A 20,871-nucleotide genomic window follows, 5' to 3' on the forward strand; every position below is an offset into this window, starting at 1 on the left:
TGCTTCTATAGTTTCAACCCTTCAAAAATTTGAATCATTTCTTTTAACTTTTGGGGATTTTCTTTTGCTAAGTTCTTTTGTTGACCAATATCGTTTTTAAGATCGTACAGTTTGTATTCTAAAGAATTTCCAGTTTCGATCCCTACTTTTTTATTGATAGTATTTCCTTTATATGGCGGAATCATAATCCAATCGCCACTACGCAAAGCAGTATGAGATTTAGCTTCAATTATTAAATGATCACGACCTTTTTGAGATTTTCCTAATAAGGTGTTGAGTAAATCTTTACTATCTGTTGTACTCTCATCTATACCTACAAGATTCCCTAAGGAAGCCAATAAATCTATTTGGCATACTATAGCATCAGACACATTTGGTGTGATATGATTTTTCCAGTAAGTAATAAAGGGCACACGTGTACCTGCCTCAAAAAGACTGTATTTACCACCACGTAAACCACCTTTAGGATCATGATTCCCTAATTTCTCTACAGCTTCATCGTAATAACCATCATTTAAAACAGGGCCATTGTCACTAGAAAATACAATTAATGTATTTTCTAAAACGCCTTCTTCTTCTAATGTTTTCATAAATTCACCAATACACCAATCAGCTTCTAAAATAACATCACCTCTTGGTCCCATACCAGATTTTCCAACAAATCGAGGATGCGGTGTTCTAGGTACATGAGGTTGCTGCATGGCATAGTAAAGAAAAAATGGTTTGTCTTTATGTGTCTTTACATAGTTTTTTGCTTTTTCTAAAAAATGATCAGCCATATCTATATCGCTCCATTTTGCAGCTTCACCACCTTTCATATATCCAATTCTTGGAATGCCATTTACAATACTATTATTATGTCCATGATGCCATGTCATAGTTAGCATTTCTGGGTTAGATTTTGCTGTAGGTTCTCCTTTAAAATTCTTTTTATAATCAACTTCAATAGGATCCTTTTTGTCTAAGCCAACAACATGGCCATTATCAATATATACTGTCGGCACACGGTCTTGCGTAGCAGCTAGAATATAAGAGTCATCAAAACCAACTTCATTAGGGCCTGGTTTAATCGTTTCGTTCCAGTTTACATACCCAGAACCTAAGCCTAAATGCCATTTTCCTATAATAGCTGTTTGATACCCTGCTTTAGATAGCATTTTGGGTAACGTTTGTTGTTTTGTATCTATTAATAATGGCGCATTACCTGCTAATATTCTTGCTTTTTTATTTCGCCAAGGGTACACCCCCGTTAACAAAGCATAACGACTTGGTGTGCAAGTAGCTGAAGATGCATATCCATTGGTAAATTTCACACCTCCAGTTGCTAAGGCATCTATGTTAGGTGTTTGAAGCTCAGTAGCTCCATAACAACTTAAATCACCATATCCTAAATCATCTAAATAAATGACAATAATATTTGGTTTGTTATTTTTAGTATCAACAGCAGTTTGTGATTCCTTTGTACTGTTTTTACAACTAAAACTCACAAATATGATAGCTACTACTAATAATCTGTAAAATGTATTTCTCATTTTTTTTCATTTCTAAATACAAAGGCACATTCAAATATTCATTATTTATTGTTACAGCACTTATAAAACCTCTAACTGATAATATCCATATTGTATATCTCGTTAAAGGTTTTAAAGTCTGCTTTCGTACGTTTAAATAATCTTGCAAACAGTAAGTCTGGAGCAACTGTGAGCACTTACAATCACAGAAATCATTAGCACAAAAAAGGTTAGAGCAGGTTTTTCATTTTTATTTAATTTATGCTTTTGAGTCTCAAAAAAACTAATATCATCCTAATAACATAATCTGTTTCGTATAACTTATTTCTTATAAAAACTTAATTATAGCCTAATTACAAAGTTAATAGGTTTGATCTGGTTTAATTTCTCAATTTAGGGAGGAGAATGTTTCGCTTAAGTGTTTTTCTTACAAAAAAAGATATAAAACACTTTAAATTTCTAGTGTATTCTTTTTGACTAAATAGCCCCTAAAAAAGCAAACAATTAATATGAAACAAGCGATTAAGTATCTTTAGAATCTACGCATAAATTTAAGACTGAAATACCATTATATAATCACTTTAACATTTATTCTTACCGCAAGAATGCAAACACCAAAAGAATGTATATGTTGCAAATACTTGTTTTGCCTATTTTGCAACATATGTAGGTGGTTTTTGGTACGCAAAGAAACATTCAAGTTAATATATTTGAATATATTTCAAAACACATAACATTTACATTATATGAAAAAAACAATACGCATTAAGAACTTCGTTCTTCTTTTTGCTCTTAGCTTAGCATTATCAGGGTTTAACAACAACAATCCCAAAAACAGCATAATAGATAGAATTAGTTTTGATGCGAATTGGAAATTTATTCAACAAGATATACCTGGTGCAGAACAAATTGGTTTTAATGATGCTTCTTGGAAGACCTTAAATCTGCCCCATGATTGGAGTATTGAAGGTGCGTATAATGAAAATAATCCCATGGGAGGACAATGTGGTTATTTACCAGCAGGTTATGGGTGGTATAGAAAAACCATTACCGTTCCTCAAGATTGGAAAGGAAAACATATTGAAATTGCTTTTGATGGTGTCTTTATGAATAGTACCGTTTGGGCAAACGGACAAGAACTAGGAACTAGACCTTATGGATGGGTTTCTTTTGCTTATGATATTAGCGATATAGCACAAAAATCTGAGACCATCACTTTTGCAGTTCGTGTTGACAATAACAAACAACCTTCGGCGCGTTGGTACACAGGAAGTGGTATTTATGCACATACCTGGATAGACATAAAAAATAATACCCACATTGATAGAGATGGCATCTTTATAAGAACAGAAGGAGAAAATATATTTATAGAAACAGATCTGTTTAATAAAGACGAAAAATGCAAAAACGCCAAGCTAGTTACTTCTATTATTGATGAAAATGGGACAACGGTTGTCTCTACTAAAGACAAAATAAAATTAGAGAAAGATTTACTAGTCAAAACAAAATTACATATCGAAAACCCGAAACGTTGGTCAACTGAAACCCCATATTTATATACACTAAAAACAGAATTACTTAGGGGTAAAAAAGTTGTAGATGTTGTTGAAACAAAATTTGGTGTTCGAGATATTGAGTGGAAAGCAGAAACAGGCATGTGGTTAAATGGCAAAAACGTAAAACTGCAAGGCGTTTGTAACCACCAAGATGCTGGAGCTTTAGGAGCTGCTGTACCCTATAAAATTTTACGTTTCAGAATTCAACAATTAAAAGACATGGGGGTTAATGCTATTAGAACAGCCCACAATCCGCAAACACCCGATTTTTATGATATATGCGACGAATTAGGCATGCTGGTAATGGATGAGATTTTTGATGGTTGGATGAAAAAGGCTAAAAACGACTACGGAGCACATCATTTTGATACATGGTGGAAACAAGATTTAACCGATTGGATTAAAAGAGATAGAAACCATCCATCAATAGTTATTTATAGTGTTGGTAATGAAACACGAGGAGTTATAGGTAAAGATTTAGTTGCTACCTGTAACCTTTTAGACCCTACACGCCCAGTAACATCAGGACATTCTGGTTCGGAATATATGAATGTTTTAGGAGTAAACGGAAGTAGTGAAAAGAAAGGGTATTTAGAAAATTTGAAAACCAAACAAAAAGGAAAAGTTTTTATTGGTACAGAAAACACGCATACATGGCAAGTAAGAGGTTATTACCGAACTAAAACTTGGTTTAGAGATGGTTTTCCTAACAAAAACCAAAGACCTTATGCCATTGCGGATTTAACAGAAAAAGAAGTTTTTACACACGATTGGACCGAAGAAGCTGATAGAAAAAACAGAAAACAAATTTTTAATTCAAGCTATGATAATGCTACAGTACGAGTATCTTCTCGCTTAAACATAGCACAACTTCGTGATATTCCTGCTTATGCAGGATCTTTTCGTTGGACAGGTCATGATTATATTGGAGAAGCAGGCTATGTACACGGAGGCTGGCCTTTTAGAGCTTTTATGGGAGGTGCTATAGATTTAGCAAATTTCGAAAAAGACTTATTCTATTTATATCAAAGCCAATGGACCACTAAACCAATGGTACATGTATTACCGCATTGGACACATCCTAAAATGGCTTTAGGAACAGAAATTCCTGTTTGGGTGTATTCTAATTGTGATGAAGTGGAATTGTTCTTTAATAACACATCATTAGGAAAACAAAAGCCAGGGAAAAACTGGGAAAACATGCAATGCCAATGGATGGTAAAATGGCAACCAGGAACTTTAAAAGCTATAGGTTACAAAAACGGAACTGTTGTTTCTGAAAAAATTATAAAAACAGCTAATACGCCTTCTTCTATTGAATTATCTATAGACGGAGATCCTCTAGAAAATAAAACGGATGATATTGTACAAGTTCGTGTTACTACTACAGACAATAAAGGAACATTTTATCCGTATGGAGAAAACAGAACGTATTTTAATGTATTAGGTTCTGGTAAAATAAAAGCTTTAGATAATGGAAGTCCCGTAGATGTAGAACAGCATGTAGGGCCTAATCATAGAAAAGCATTTTATGGATTAACTCGCGCTTACATTATACCTACAAACTCATCGGGAAGTATCAACTTGTTAGCGAGCTGTATTTTAGGAGAAAAGAAACTAATTACCTCTAATAAAATAAGTATAGATACTAAAATCATCAATTTAAGAGGTGATAAAATCACTCCCAAAACTCAAATTTTCTACACAACAAATGGTGATACGCCAACACAGAAATCAACGCTCTATAATGGTAGTTTTGAAATTAGCATAGAAACTACAGTAAAAGCATTAGTGGTTGTTGACGGGAAACCAATACAAATTTTAGTAGAGACTTTCGGAAAAAATGAAGGGTTTACATGGAATAAAATAATAGGAAGCAATATTTTAATTGGAGAACAAGCTGAAGAAGCTACCTTAAATAACGCAATAATATCATCAAAAGGAACGAATTTTAACGGTAAAGGTTTTGTATCCCTAACTAAAAAAGACGCATCTATTTCATGGTATCAAGAAAATGATGGAGGTGCTGGTAAAGCAAATTTATTCATTCGCTATAGCTCTAACATAGAAAATGCTTCTGGAAATCATATCAAATTGACTGTGAATGGAAAAGTAATCAAAAACAAACTCTTTTTACCTAATACAAACCATCTAGGAAATTCGTGGAATAAAGTAAAAATCCCTATTCAAATAGATCGTGGAGCTAACACCATAAAATTAGAAACACTAAACAATAAAAAACTTTTAATTGACGAGATTTCAATCAATTAAATAAAATTAATAAACGCAATGCTGTTTTTTAAACAATTCTACTGCTATTTATAAAAAACTGACTACAAGACATTTAACAAGATTTATTAACGTTCTGGTAACATTTTAACCCCTTAATTGAGAAAACCAGAACATCTAAACCTTTTAAATTTGTCCATATAACACCCTGATTAAATTACTCTTAGTCAGGATTGAATAAAAACTAAACAATCAACAAACTAAATTAAATTATGAAATTAAAGTTAATTACACTTTTTCTATGCTGTTTTAGTCTTGTTTCGGCTTGGTCGCAGACCGTTACTGGTATAGTGATGGATGGATCAGGATTACCGCTAGCAGGTGTCAATGTTATTATTAAAGACACTCAAACAGGTGCTGTTACAGATTTTGACGGAAAATTTAGAATCAAGGCCAAACAAGGAGACGTCCTACAGTTTTCTTATATAGGTTACATTAACCAAGAGGTTACAATTGATTCTCAACAAAATGTAAGTGTCTCAATGAAAGAAAATCTTTCTGAATTAGACGAAATTGTAATTGTAGGTTATGGAGAACAAAAGAAAGAAAGCGTCGTAGGATCTATTGGGCAAGTAAAAGGGGCTGAGTTATTAGAAACGGGAACTCCAAATGTAACTAACGCTTTAAGTGGTATTTCACCAGGGCTTCTTATAGTTCAGGAGTCAGGAGAACCAGGAAATGATGATGGAGATATTTTTATTCGTGGTGTTGCAGAACCTTTAATATTGGTTGATGGTGTTGAAGTTGTTGGTGGGTTTTCCAATATTGACCCAAGAGATGTAGAAACTATTAGTATTTTAAAAGATGGGTCGGCAACAGCTGTTTACGGTATTAGAGGTGCAAATGGGGTTATTATTATAACAACTAAACGAGGTAAAATAGGAAAGCCTAAAGTAAGTTTTTCTAGTCAGTATTCTGTAAAAACATACCCAGACAGATATGATTCTTTAAATGCTTATGAAGCTGAAAGTCTTCGTAATGTTGCTCTGTATAATGATGCAGATTTCGGTAATGGATTTAATTCTCAAGAAGATTTAAATCATTGGAGAGATGGAAATTTACCATACCTCTATCCAGATACCGACTGGGTAGATTTTGCAACCGAAGATTTTGCTACTAGTTTTAATCAAACTGTATCTGTTAGAGGAGGGTCCGATTTTGTAAAATATTATGCTTCTGCTGGGTATTTACAAGAAGGTGACATTACGGCTTCAAGAAAATTTTTTAATTACGATCCTGAGTTTAAATTTAAGAGGTACTCATTCAGAGGGAATTTAGATTTTACCTTATCTAAATCAACACGATTAATAACAAGTATTAGTAGTCGTATAGAAGATAGAAACAAAGCTGGAACTGGTGAAGATAATGATAATAATAACTTTTTAGGATATTTCACAAATGCCCCAGGTACAATCCCTTTTTATCCTGCAGAAGCCTTAGAAAAATACCCAGATCCTTTTTTCCCAGGGGTGGAAGAAATTAGATTCCCTATTACAAGTCAAATAGGTAGCGATGTTAATGGAGCATCTAGACGTACTAAAACTATTTTTAATATAGATTTAGAACTGCAACAAGATTTAGATTTTATTACAGAGGGGTTAACTGCTAGTGTTAAATATAACTATGTAAGCAACTATACAACAAGGCAAATAATTAATTTTGACTCCTCTCTAGAAGTAAGGCCAGATAGACATGATTTATTGCGTGATGGTACATGGGACTCTTTTGAAAGTCCAGATTACGAACGTCCATTCGATTTTAATATAGGAAATGAAGCAACAAGCGGTACAGATGAGATATCTTATTTCAAAACACAACTAAACTATGGCCGTTCTTTTGGAAAACATAATGTAACAGGAACTGTACTTTTTAGCCGTAATAAAAGAATTAATGGAACTCAATTTCCCTTTTTTAATGAAGATTATGTAAGCCGTCTTACTTATGACTTTGATTCCAAGTATTTTTTAGAAGTTGCAGGAGCATATAATGGCGATGAAACTTTTTTTACAGGGAAGCGTTTTAAATTTTTTCCATCTATTTCCGGAGGAATTAATTTAGCTAAACTAAAGTTTGTAAATAATATTATTCCAGAACTTAATAATTTTAAAATTAGAGCCTCTTATGGTGAAACTGGAGATAAATCTGGTTTAAAAGTTAACAATGTACTATACCGTTGGCAATATTTAACATTCTTTGGCTATACAAGTGGTAATACTGATACAAGAGCAAATCAAAGATTCTTTTTTGGTGAAGGTGAGACTCAAGAAATTGATGTTATTGAAATAAAGCAATTAGGTAATGAAAATTTAACATGGGCTACAGTTATTAAAAAGAATATTGGAGTTGATTTTGGTTTTTTAAACAATAAAATATCTGGTAGTGTTGATTTTTTTAGAGAACAGCGAGAAGGCTCAATTGCTAGACCTACAAATGCCACCTCTCCAATTTTCTTAGGTTCTGTTGTTGAATTACCTTTTGCTAATTTAGGGGCTACAGATAGAAAAGGTTACGAGCTATCTCTAACTTATAAAAACAGAACAGCTGGTGGGTTGTCTTATTCTATAAATGGATTTTACGCATTTTATGAAAACCGTGTTATTTTTAGTCCAGCTGATGGACCTGGAACACCTCAATATACCACAGTAGCAGGTAAACCTAGTGGAACTACAGCTTTATTACAAACAGATGGTTATTTTCAAAATATAGATGAATTATTAAATTATCCTACCTATGCAGGCGCTCCTGGATTGGGAGACTTAAGATATATAGATTACAATGCTAACGGTACTGTAATAGGTGCTAGTGATGAAGACATGATAAGATTTGATTTACCAAAAGCACCTAAACATAGTTATAGTTTAAGGCTAAATGCATCCTATAAAGCATGGTCTTTTAGTGCTTTAATTAATGGTATAGAAGGGCATAAAGGTCTTGCCAATTCTAGTTTATATTATTCATTACCAGGAACCGCAGCGGCAGGACGTATTGATCATTTAGATTATTGGACACCAGATAATCCTAATGCAGAATTCCCTGCAGTACATATAGGTAGTAATAATCCTAATACTCTGGTTGCTACTACAGATAGAGTTGTTGATTTAGATTATATTAAATTAAGAAACGTGAATATAGGTTATAATTTTGATATGAGCGAAAGTGAAATCGGGATTAGCGCTTTAAAAGTCTACGTTAGCGGTAGTAACCTTCTTACTATTTCAGATTTAGGTTATGCAGATCCTGAAGGAAACAAACCAGGAGCTTACCCTACATTAACCAGGTTTAATTTAGGTTTAGATATTACTTTTTAAAAATTAAAAACAAAGAATTATGAAAAATAAAAAATATTTATATGTTTTAACCATAGCTATTTTGTTTTTTAGCTGTGAAGAATATTTAGACGAGCAACAACAATTTGAAGCTTTAGACCAGAACGATGTTTTTTCTGATATTCGTTTGGCAAGTGACTTCTTAGATGGTATTTACACAAGGATGGTAACCGAAGTATCGGCAATAGGTTCTAATCCTGATATATTACCTGCAATGGTAATGTCTGACGAAGGCTACCCTGGAAGGATGGATAGTAGTGTTCCTACAATTTATAACTCATATAAAAATTCAGACTATTTAGGTTTAATGAATCGCAATCCTGCAATCAATTCATTTACAACACCTCAATTTGTTTCTAGATATACTGAATCGTGGAAAGGTATCAATACTGTAAACACTTTTCTTGCAAATGTTGATAAAATTAATAACGGTACCGAAGAGGAAATTGATCGTTTAAAAGGGCAGGCTTATTTACTAAGAGCATACTATTATCATTTAATGACTAAACGCCATGGTGGTCTTATTTATTTAAAAGAAAATTTAAATCTAAATGAATCTTTTGATAGAGAACGAGAAAGTTATGCTAGTAATTTAGCAGATATTATAGAAGACCTAGATATTGCTTTTGATTTATTACCTGTAAGATGGGAGTCTGAAAATGTAGGAAGACCAACTAAAGGGTTTGCTTTAGCATTAAAATCTAGAGTTACACTCTTTGCAGCCAGCCCACTTGTAAACACTAATAACGATCAGCAAGCATGGGTTAATGCTGCCACAGCTGCTTCAGATTTAATTAATTATGCAAATGCAAATGGATTATATGAATTAGCAGATGCCTCTAATGCTATTAATATGGATGTGGATCATAATGGTGCTGATCTTTTCGTATCAGAAGCCGAAGAATTATTACCCTATAGAAGTATTTTTAACGGCCCAGGTCGGTCCAAAGTATTTCCTAACGAAGTTATTTTTATGGAAAGTATTGAACGTACTGCTGGAGGTGGTAATGCCACAAATCCTTTACCTAGATTGTATTTAACTGTTGGTTTTGATATAGCCAAAGGTAATAGTAGACCTATGAATGTTGGAGCTACAGCTAACATTGTTGCTAAATATGAAACTAAAAATGGTTTAGCTATTGAAGATGATCCTTCTTATAACCCTCAAGAACCTTTTATAAATAGAGACCCTAGGTTTTACAATAATATATTATTTCATGGAGTGCCTTGGATACATACAACATCTGGACCTAAAAACCCTACAAATGTTGCTGACTTAGCTCGAATAAATGAAAATGGGGTTCTTGGATTAGATTTACATGACCCAGCCACACCTGCTAATAGATTATGGGAAGTTAGGAATCACACGGGCTATCGCATACGAAAATGGGTACCAAATGGATATTATTTAACGGGAGGTAGTAGAGGTCAATTAGATTTTCATGTAAATACTATTGTATTTAGAATGGCAGAAGTGTATTTAAATTATGCTGAAGCTGCAAATGAAGCCTATGGCCCAAGTGGAACAGCCCCAGGAAGTACATTAACAGCTCTTGATGCGGTTAATAAAATACGAAATAGAGTAGGAATGCCTAACGTTAATGCCATGTATGCAGGGTCTAAAGAACTATTGAGAGAGCGTATTAGAAATGAACGTGCTGTAGAATTATGCTTTGAAGGCTTTAGATATGATGATATGAGACGATGGAAAATTGCACATTTAGATGAAAACAGAAAAGTAAAATATTTGTTTATGCGTTGGCAAGGTGGTGAGTCTGCCCTTTATCCAACAGGATTTAGTTATGAGGATGTTGAACAAATAGATCTTGAAAAAACGTTTACTGATAAAAATTATTGGTGGCCAATTCCATCTTCAGAAAATATAGCATCACCATCTTTTAATCAAACCGAAGGTTGGTAAAATGTAATTGTATTTTCATAAATATAATCTAGATATACTAAACTAAAAATTATAAAAACAAACAAATGAAACTAACCATAACAGAAATCAAAATTTTTATTTTCTGCTTACTTAATATGCTAGTCATTAATATTTGTGTTGCTCAAAACAACACATCATTAAATGCTTTAGCTGTTCAGGATTCATTACCAAAAAGCAACGACGAGATTCTGACTACACCGTTTGGAATTTTCAATTTAAGCAAAACTACAGCTCCTGTGTTCAGAATATCAGGAGATGTACTAAGACAGACACCTGGAGACCATGTGTATAATGCCTTAAGAGGAAGAGTGCCTGGTTTAAGAGTAACTAGAACCAGTAATACTCCTGGTGCAGATGGATATTCAATTAGTTTAAATGGTGGTTCACCAACAGTTTTAGTTGATGGATACCCAGTCGGTTTACAAGTGGATTTAAGGGAAGTTGAAGAGGTTATAGTCTTTACAGATGCAACGTTTAATTCTATACTTGGGAATTTAGGAGATAATGGCCTTATTTATATTGTTACTAAAGGTGGTAAACTAGGAAAGCCAACAGTTGAGGTTAATTATCACAGTGCGTTAAATTCAGCTACACGCTTACCTAGATTACTATCAGCATCAGAATACGCTACAGTAATAAATCAAGCTTCAAACAATGATGGATTTGGAGATATATATAGCCCTGAAGCTATAGCTGCTTACAATAATGGATCAGATCCTATAAGATTTCCTAATGTAGATCGTCAAGAAGCATATTTGGCTGGAACATCAATATCTAATTATGCCTCCCTTAATGTATATGGTGGACAAGACAATGTGGCTTATAGTGCTTTTGTTGCATATTCAGATTGGGAAGGTCTTGAAAATGTTGATGAAGGAAAAATAGACGGAAGAAATATTACTTTTAGAACAAAAATAAACGCTAAAGTTAGTGATATAATTGAGGCTCGTGCTAGTATCTATGGTAAATTTAGAGAAAACAAAAGACCTGTAATTGGACCAAATGATACTTTTAGCTTGATTAGTAATACACCGGCAAATGCTTTTCCTTTAAAAGTTGGAGATACTGCTTATGTAGTAAACAATCAATTTAGATCTAACTTATTATCTGAACTAGAAGCAGGTGGTATTTATACTGAATACGATGCCGCCTTAGTGTTTAATATCGGTATAGATGTTAATCTAAATAAGTATATTCCTGGCCTTAGATACAGCACTCATGGTATGATAAGAACTTCTAATGGAAAAGCACTTTTCACTAATAATAGACCAGGGTTATATACAATAGAAAATTTACAGGATAGTGATGGTCAAGATTCTTTAGCATTAAAAGTTCAAACCTTTGATGCTTTAGATCTTACTGTAGGTAGATCAGGTGCAGATGCAGATATACGAAAAACATTTACTTATGGAGGGTATTTAAATTACTCCAAAAAAATGAATCAATCTACATTAGACTTAAACTTAAATCATTTTTTATTTTATGAACCTAATATAAACGCTTCACAGCCAGATAATCGTAACCTAACTTTTAATTTAAATGCATCTTATGCACTTAAAGACAAGTACATGTTTTATGCTAACTTAAATACAAGTAGTAGTAGTAAATTTATTGGAAATAATAGGACTAGTTTTTTTCCTACAGCTGGCATAGCTTGGGTAGCTTCAAACGAAAATTTTCTAAAAAATAGTAAAACTATTGATTTTCTAAAATTTAGAGCTTCTTATGGAGAAATAGGAACAGAATATACTGCCGAAACGTTTTATTATTTAAATACATGGTCAGGTGGTTTAAATAACAATACTATTTATCTTGGTAATGCAAACACAACTCAAACACTAGATTTTGGTTATAGAATAGGCAATATAGCAAATGACGCTATAGACTGGATTGTCTATGATCAATTCTTTGCTGGTGTTCAATTAAGTATGCTTAAAAAATTAAGTTTAGAGGTAAATTATTTTAATATTGATATTAATAATCAAGTAACGAAAGCTAGTGCATTATTTGCAGATGCCTTAGGAGGTGATGCTTTTTTACCACAAATGAATTTTACAAAAAGAAACAATCAAGGTTTTAATGCAAACTTGATGTTTAACGATAATATTGGAGATTTTAAATATTATTTGAATGTAAATGCAGGCTATAACAAAATTACAGGAGAAACAATTGCAGAAATACCATATCCAGATGAATATAGACTGCAACAAGGAGACCCTGAAGATAATTTCATAGGCTATGTTAGTGACGGTTTATTTACAGCAGAGAATATAGGTAGTGCACTACCTCAATTTGGTGATGTACAAATTGGAGATATTAAATATGTAGATCTAAATGGTGATAATGTTATTGATTCTAGAGATAGAAGAGCTGTTGGAAATACAACTCCAAGATTTAATTATGGAGTAAATTTAGGCTTTGAATATAAAGGGTTTAATTTAGATGTTGTAGGCATGGGTGTTGGTGGTTATGATGTTAGTTTATCTGGAAGATCTTATTATACACATTATGGTTTAGGAACTTATTTTGCAAGTGTTGATAGTAACCTTCCTAATGGCAACGCTAACCCTAGGCTTAGTACAACACAAAGTATTAATAATTATGTAAATTCTGACTATTGGTTAGTAGACGGAAGTTATTTTAGAATTTCTAACTTAGAATTAGGGTATACCTTGCCAAAAAACTTAATGGACAAAAGTATATTTTCTAATGTAAAACTATTTTTAAGAGGTAGTAATTTAGCATTGTTTAGTAAGTTCGATGATTTAGATATAGAAGATCTATCGGCTGGAGTTTCTGAATATCCTATGATGAAGAGTTTCGTCTTAGGTTTTTCTATGGATTTTTAATAAGTAAATGGCAAAAAAATATAAAAAGATGAAATTAACTAATAAAGTATTAACAATTATTATCTTAGTATTATGTCTTTCTGGATGTAGTAGCTTCTTTGATGAGGAATTACAATATACACATGAAGAAGAAGTTTTAGACTCTGGAAGAAAATCTAGAGCTCTCATAGATGACATATATAGAGACTACTCATTTCGGTATTTTACGGATTTTGGAATAGAATACCTCACAGACAATAGCGTATTAAACTCATCAGAAACAAATTTGGCAACTGGCTATTGGGGACCTACAAGTAATCCTTTAAGCTATGTGTGGCAACAATCATATAATAACATAAGAGTTGTATATCAATATATAGATTTGGTCCATAACACAGGTTTACCCTATTTACCTTCTGAGGGTAGTGCAGACTTAAGTGATGCAATAGTACAAAGATATTATGGTGAAGCACACTTTTTAAAAGCCTGGGCAGAATGGGAATTACTTAAAGTGTTTGGAGGTCCAGACGAAAGTGGAAATATGCTAGGTTTCCCTATAGTAGATGGCATTTTAGAAAATGATGCTTATGCTACTTTAAGCAGAAATACTTTTGATGAATGTGTAGATCAAATTATGGCAGATTTAGATGTGGCAATTGATAATCTACCTCTTATATATACAGGTACTGAAGACACCGATGCTGGTACTAATTTAGGAACAGCTGCTGCCGAAACGGGAAGAGCAAGTGGTTTAGCTGCTTATGCATTAAAAGCTAAATTAGCACTATTTGCTGCAAGTCCAGCATTTAACCCTACAAATGATCTTACTAAATGGGAATTAGCAGCAAATTTAGCTCATGAAGTTATCGAACTAAACGGTGGTTTAAGATCATTACAAGCTTATGATTTTGACAGAGAAAACAATCCAGATCATATTTGGAGAATGCGTAATTCTAGAAATGATAATAGTCTTGAAAATCGTTTATATCCCCCAACATTATATGGTCAAGGAGAAGTAAATCCATCACAAAATTTAATTGATGCTTTTCCTGATGCAAATGGTTACCCAATAAATAATGCTTCTAGTTCTTATGATGCTAACGAACCATATACATCAAGAGATGCTAGATTCTATAAATTTTTCTTTTATAATGGTGACCAATGTTTTACTTCTGCAACATGCAACAATTATGATCCAATAGAAACTTTTCAGGGTGGTTTAGATAATTTTGGTGGTTTTATTCCTAATGAAGGGACAAGAACTGGATATTATTTAAAAAAGTTTTTAAATAATTTAAATTTTAATCCTTCAGAAGAGAATAGAGTGACTACGCTCCCTAAAGTATATGTACAATTAGGACTTACAGATATTTATTTAAGCTACGCAGAAGCGTTAAATGAAGTTTCTGGACCTGATGCTACTCCCCCAACTGGTTTTAATTTTTCTGCTAAAGACGTACTAGCTAGAGTTAGACAAAGAGCTAGCTTATTTTCAGACCCTTATTTAGATGAAGCTTCAATGAATCAATCTGATTTTAGAAATTTAGTTAAAAATGAAAGACGTATAGAATTATGTTTTACAGGAGAAAGATTTCATGACTTAAGAAGATGGAAAGACATAACAAATATTGAAAATCTAAATGGTGTTAAGATTACTAAAAACCCAGATGATTCATTTTCATATAACAATATAGAAGTAGAAAGAAGAAATTACGAAACTAAAAATTATTATTTACCATTACCATACGATGAGTTACAATTAAATAAAAATTTAAAGCAAAACCAAGGTTGGTAAACAAAAACAAATATTAAAGATTATGAAAAAAAATAAATTAAAAGTTATTGTACAATCCTTAGTTCTTTTCTTAGCTATAGTTATAAGTACAGCTTCATGTTCTTATGACGATTTTGTTGAAAATGAATTCGAATTCACATCTGTATATTTGCCTCATACTCAAATTGATAGATCTTTTATAATGGGAGAAGGTATGCAAATTGGTGTTGGTGTTGTATTAGGTGGAAGACTTTCTAATACTGAGAATGTGGAGGTTACTTTTTCACTAGTTGATTCTGTTGTAAACAATGCTGGTCTTACCATTTTACCTACAGATTATTATGAGTTAGTGGATAGTGAAGGTAACCCAGCAAATAACAAAATAGTTATTCCTGCGGGTAAAACTCAAGGGTTTGTTTATGTAAAAGCAGACTCTATTAATTTTCTTGCAGACCCAGTATCTTTAGGTAATAATTATGCACTAGGTTTTCAATTAGAGAATGTTGTTAAAGCAGACTCTATTCTATCAGATTTACAGAGGTCAATGATTACGTTTACTTACATTAATCAGTTGTATGGTAATTATGTTCAAAAAGGGCAGGTTATTAAAACAGGAACTTTAAATCAAACTTTTGTCTACCCAGCTGGTATTACTGATATTTTAGAATTAACAATGGAATCTCCAAATACACTAGTATGTAGCGGTCTTGCTGATTTAAGAGGAGCCGATAAAAAATTGAATGTTATTATTGCTGATGATAACACAATAACTATTGAAACTGCAACTGGTGGTGTAGCTGTTGTAGATAATGGAGGTTCGTTCTACGATCCATTAACAAGAGAAGTTACTCTTAATTACTCTTTTGACTTTAATGGTACAAGCTATACGGCAACTGATGTCTTAGAGTTTAGAAATAGAATTGTTGATGGTGTAAACCAGTTTGATTTGTAATTAATTTTGTTTTAGCCATAATTAAAAAGCCTCTCATGCCTTTCATAAAGTTTAAGCTCAAAACTTAATGAGAGGCTTTTTTTTGAAATAATAATAGAAATTTATTTTATACAACTTCTCTCCTTTTAGTTTTAATGGTTTTATAACTTTTTAACCAAACTAAAACTAGCTTCAATTCAAATATCCAATCAAAATTTAAATTGATAACTTAACTAACTACATATATACAATTCGTTTTCAGTTTTTAAAAACCTTTGACGTGAACCAGCCTGCCGGCTGGCAGGTTTCTCGAATTCACACGAATTCTGTTTTTATAATGCTTATTACTTTATATTGGTGTATGTAACACGACGCAAACTTTCAGGTTCATCAAACGAATCTATGTAACTTTCTTCATTCGACAGAAATCATTTTTGCTTAGTTTAAATTTAAAAGATAGATGAACGATTTCGGAGCAAAACCAAAGTCAGTCTATCGAAATATTATTAATTATTCTGATTATCCGTTTTGTGTCATAACAATGTTTTTGGGCGTCATTTAATTATAAAAGTATTGGGTTTTAACGTCCTCTTCCCCCCTATACAGAGTCTTTAAGAAACTCTTAGGCATCCATTTCATTTTCTAATGAAACGGTGAAATGATCTTATAACATTCCCATTAGGAACGTTGTTATTAACTTGGCTAATTCCTTTAATTTGTATAATATCCCAATGACCACCTCTCTGAGCCACTTTTCAATTTTTTCTAATCCGTTTTCTAGTATCTTGTAATTGCCTGTTCTTTTAAACTTTCTTTTACAAATGGAATATATCCAATAGAAATAGAATCACCAATTATTAGCACTCTTGGTTCTATTTTATAAATTATTTTAAGTCTAATTTATTTATTATTTCAAAGGAATTATTTTATATGAATATTCTAAATCTGCTGGTAGTATTCTAAACTCTTTATGTGCCAAAGCTTTTTTACTCCAACTGTTATCCCCTCCAATTCCTGTTTGCTTGTAATCAACATTAATGCTTACAAAATCTCTTTGAGGAATATCTGTTGTATGACGTTGTTGCTTTGTTTTTCCTGCATCAAAATCATCATTGTATTGGTGGTGTGCACTAAAACCCAGTAATTGAGTTCCCTCAATTTTAATGCCTTTACCTTCGCTATTTGTACATGTAAACCAACGTACATCTGTTTTATAGCCATTTTCTTGTGGACGAATATATGGGTAATACAAATCTGCAACAGACGACTTATAGACACCAACTAATGCAGCTGTATTTCTATCGTTATAATTTTCGTGAGGCCCTCTACCAAACCATTCTATATTTTGATATTCCTTTTTTATAATGACATTATTTCCAAACCTAGGTAAGTGTGGTAATTCAGAGCTTAGATTATTTAATTTATTCTTCACCATAATCTCACCAGAAGAATTTATAATATATTCAATAGCTAGTTGTCCTTTAACCGAAGTTAAATCAAAAATGGTCTGAATACGAATGTCTCCAGTTACTTTCGAATTTTCTGAAACTGGTAGCTCTTTTAAGTTGTTATATAATTTAACAGCATTAACAGATTGATTTTTAGTCGTTTCTTTCCAAACGTTTAATTTTTCTGGTGATTTGGCTCCAAAATCATTATCAGTCACCGCTCTCCAAAAATTAGGTGTGACACTTTCAATTAAAATATTTCCATTACCATAATTTAAAGACGTTATTTTACCTGTTTTAACATCCAATTTCAACTCAAAATTGGCACTATAAATTTTAGTAAGATCTCCATCTTTTTCTACCGAAATAGCTTCATTAGATTTTGATAACTTAGTATTAAAATGAGTTTCATTTAACTGAAATTGCTCAAAGGCTACAACATGATTTAATGGTAATAAAGCTGTTTCTTTCTTATTTAAAGCATAGATATTTAAATGATATTCTGCTTTTGGCTTTTCTAAATACGGTAAATTTATTTTTACTTTTTTGGTTTGATATGGTTCAATATCTAGCTGTGCTAATGTACCGGTTGTTTTTTCTATACCATCTTCTAGCAACGTCCATTTAAAATCGTAATCCTTTAAATTAGTAAAATCATAGATATTTTTTATTTCAATTTCACCAGCTTTCAAATTTGAAGCTTTAAATTTTACGTATTGGTATACTTTTTTAACCTCATATAATGCAGGGTGTGCCGTTCTATCTGGGTTTACAATACCGTTTAAACAAAAGTTTACATCATTACGAAAAACGTCACCCCCTAAATCACCACCATAAGCCCAAAAAGGTTCTCCCGCTTCATTTTTAGTTAATATACCCTGGTCTACCCAATCCCAAATAAAACCTCCTTGCATAATATCATACGATTCAATAACATCCCAGTATTTTTGTAAGTTCCCCGTACTATTTCCCATAGCATGCGCATATTCACACTGAATTAACGGACGATTGGGATTGTTCTCGGCATATTCTATCATTTTTTCAATAGTCCAATACATGGGTGCCTGAATATCTGTATTCGCGTAATTTGTTGCTCCTTCGTATTGTGTTGGTCTCGTCGTATCATTGTCTTTTAACCATTTATAGGTTGCAAAAAAGTTCTCGCCATTTCCAGCTTCATTTCCAAGTGACCATGTTACTATACATGGGAAATTTTTATCACGTTCAAACATTCTAACCGTTCTATCCATATGCATGGCTTTCCACTGTGGTAAATAAGCAGGATGTACAGCTTGCCCTTTTTTGTTTTTATCTAAACCTTGGTTGGTTGTTCCCATACCATGGGTTTCTATATTAGCCTCATCAACTACATAAAACCCATATGTATCGCACATTCTGTAAAAATGTGGGTCTTTTGGATAATGACTACAACGTATAGCATTTAGGTTATTTTGTTTCATAACCTGTAAATCTTTTAAAGTAAGCGCTTCAGATACAGTATGCCCTTCTGTATCGCTATGATCGTGAAGATTAGCGCCTTTTAAAAGTACTGGCCTTCCATTTACTAAAAACTGATTGTTTTCAATTTTAATATTTCTAAAACCAACTTTAATCGACGTTGCTTCTATTGTTTGATTCTCTCTATCTTTTAAATGAATAAGTAATGTGTATAAATTTGGTTTTTCTGCATTCCAAGTTTTAACATTATTTATAGTCTGTGCAAAATCAACCGTAGTCCTGCCTTCTTTTAGCTTAACGGTTTTCGATTCTGTATAAACAACTTCTGCCCCATCCATTAATTTTAACTCAATAGAATTTTCGGCTTCACTTTTAGTATTATTATCGACTTGCAAACTGGCATTAAATACACCATCAGTATAATTGTTTTCTAAATCGGCAATAATCCTAAAATCTCTAACAGTAATTTTATTTGATGCGTATACATACACATCACGATCAATACCACTCAATCTCCAAAAATCTTGATCTTCCATATAACTGGCATCAGACCAACGTAGTACTTGAACAGATACGCTGTTTTTTCCAGTTTTTACAAAATCGGTTATATTAAACTCGGCAGGTGTTTTACTACCTTCATTGTACCCTACTTTTTGCCCGTTCACCCACACATACATAGCACCACTTACACCCGCAAAATGAAGATAAATATCTTTACCATCCCAATCTTCCGAAATCTCAAAGTCTCTTTTATAGCTCCCTACATTATTAATATTATGTGGTATAAATGGAGGGTTTGCAGGAAAAATATAAATCCTATTGATATAAACCGGTATACCAAAACCTTGCATTTCCCAGTTTGAGGGCACATTAATTGTATCCCAGTTTTTTATATTGAAATCGGTTTTATAAAAATCTGTTGGACGTGCAGAAACGCTATCAGCATAATAAAAATTCCATTGGCCGTTTAAAGAATGATACAATGTAGAATTATTCCAGCTTTCATTTTTCAAGGCATCATCTACCGTTGAATATTTATAAAAAGAAGCGGTTGGCTCTTCTCTATTAATTTGAAAAATCTCAGGGTTTTCCCATTCTGGATTTTCCCATTTTTCGGCAAAATATATAGGCTTTTGGTTAACGTTATTACAAGATAGAACAACAAGACAAATTATTATTAGATAAGAGTACTTATTCATTTATAAGATTATTTATTTTTATATTGACTTATATGGTTGAAAAATAAAATTTTTAACCATCTTCAAATTTATAAGAAACAAAAGAAACTGTTTTATCATAAATGGAGTAAATATGTTGCAACTCTAAGATATATACACCTAATAAAGAAAGCTAAATATTTAAAGCTACTTTCTCAATACTTTCTGCCTTAACACTATAAGTTTGATATTAATGTTTCTCTTACCATTGATACATTATAGGGTTAATTTCAGAGTTATTTTCTACCACCAATGCAACATAATAGTTGTACAGCAACGTCATATTCCTTTTCTATATCTAAATGCTTTTATTTTCTAAATAATAACTTTGAATATCGTGAATAATTTATAAATAATTTGTTTTAGAAATTTTTTAATTTCTGTGAAGTAAAAAAACAAAGAAGAATGTATACACACTCTTCTTTGTTAAAAACAAAGAATTTCTTGAAACCAACTATCCTCGAGGCAGTCCCGATAGCTATCGGGACATAGAGGTATTTCGCTGGTTTCATTTTGACCTAAAAAGGTCAAAAACCGAAATTCTGTATTTAGATTCCCGTTTTCACGGGAATGACAATTTCAACGGAAACC

General features: G+C 32.4%; 8 protein-coding genes. 6 read left to right on the top strand and 2 right to left on the bottom strand.

Annotated features, from left to right (window positions below):
* Positions 1-5: 5 nt before the first annotated feature.
* Positions 6-1,532 (bottom strand): sulfatase family protein, encoded by a 1,527-nt coding sequence (locus tag Q4Q35_RS02730; protein ID WP_303276393.1) that lies wholly within the window; start codon positions 1,530-1,532, stop codon positions 6-8.
* A gap of 725 nt (positions 1,533-2,257) precedes the next feature.
* Here Q4Q35_RS02730 and Q4Q35_RS02735 point away from each other — a divergent pair.
* The 6 genes from Q4Q35_RS02735 to Q4Q35_RS02760 all read left to right on the top strand — a co-directional run bounded on the left by Q4Q35_RS02735 (position 2,258) and on the right by Q4Q35_RS02760 (position 16,178).
* On the top strand, positions 2,258-5,338 hold the full coding sequence (locus tag Q4Q35_RS02735) for a glycoside hydrolase family 2 TIM barrel-domain containing protein (protein ID WP_303276394.1): 3,081 nt from the start codon (positions 2,258-2,260) through the stop codon (positions 5,336-5,338).
* A gap of 230 nt (positions 5,339-5,568) precedes the next feature.
* Entirely contained in the window at positions 5,569-8,664 is a 3,096-nt protein-coding gene (locus tag Q4Q35_RS02740; protein ID WP_303276395.1) for a SusC/RagA family TonB-linked outer membrane protein, read from the top strand.
* Positions 8,665-8,683: 19 nt separating this feature from the next.
* Complete coding sequence (locus Q4Q35_RS02745) at positions 8,684-10,603, top strand: RagB/SusD family nutrient uptake outer membrane protein (protein ID WP_303276396.1); 1,920 nt, start codon at positions 8,684-8,686, stop codon at positions 10,601-10,603.
* Positions 10,604-10,668: 65 nt separating this feature from the next.
* Positions 10,669-13,473, top strand: a complete 2,805-nt coding sequence (locus Q4Q35_RS02750) for a SusC/RagA family TonB-linked outer membrane protein (RefSeq protein WP_303276397.1) — start codon at positions 10,669-10,671, stop codon at positions 13,471-13,473.
* 28 nt (positions 13,474-13,501) lie between these two features.
* Positions 13,502-15,247: a RagB/SusD family nutrient uptake outer membrane protein gene (locus tag Q4Q35_RS02755; protein WP_303276398.1), complete on the top strand. Its 1,746-nt coding sequence runs from the start codon at positions 13,502-13,504 to the stop codon at positions 15,245-15,247.
* A gap of 22 nt (positions 15,248-15,269) precedes the next feature.
* Complete coding sequence (locus Q4Q35_RS02760; RefSeq protein ID WP_303276399.1) at positions 15,270-16,178, top strand: BT_3987 domain-containing protein; 909 nt, start codon at positions 15,270-15,272, stop codon at positions 16,176-16,178.
* Between the two features lie 886 nt (positions 16,179-17,064).
* On the opposite strand, the gene lacZ is transcribed toward Q4Q35_RS02760, so the two are convergent.
* Positions 17,065-20,262 (bottom strand): beta-galactosidase, LacZ type, encoded by a 3,198-nt coding sequence (gene lacZ, locus Q4Q35_RS02765; protein WP_303276400.1) that lies wholly within the window; start codon positions 20,260-20,262, stop codon positions 17,065-17,067.
* Positions 20,263-20,871: the final 609 nt, after the last annotated feature.

This window comes from Flavivirga aquimarina (assembly GCF_030540835.1).
GTDB classification, from domain to species: domain Bacteria; phylum Bacteroidota; class Bacteroidia; order Flavobacteriales; family Flavobacteriaceae; genus Flavivirga; species Flavivirga aquimarina.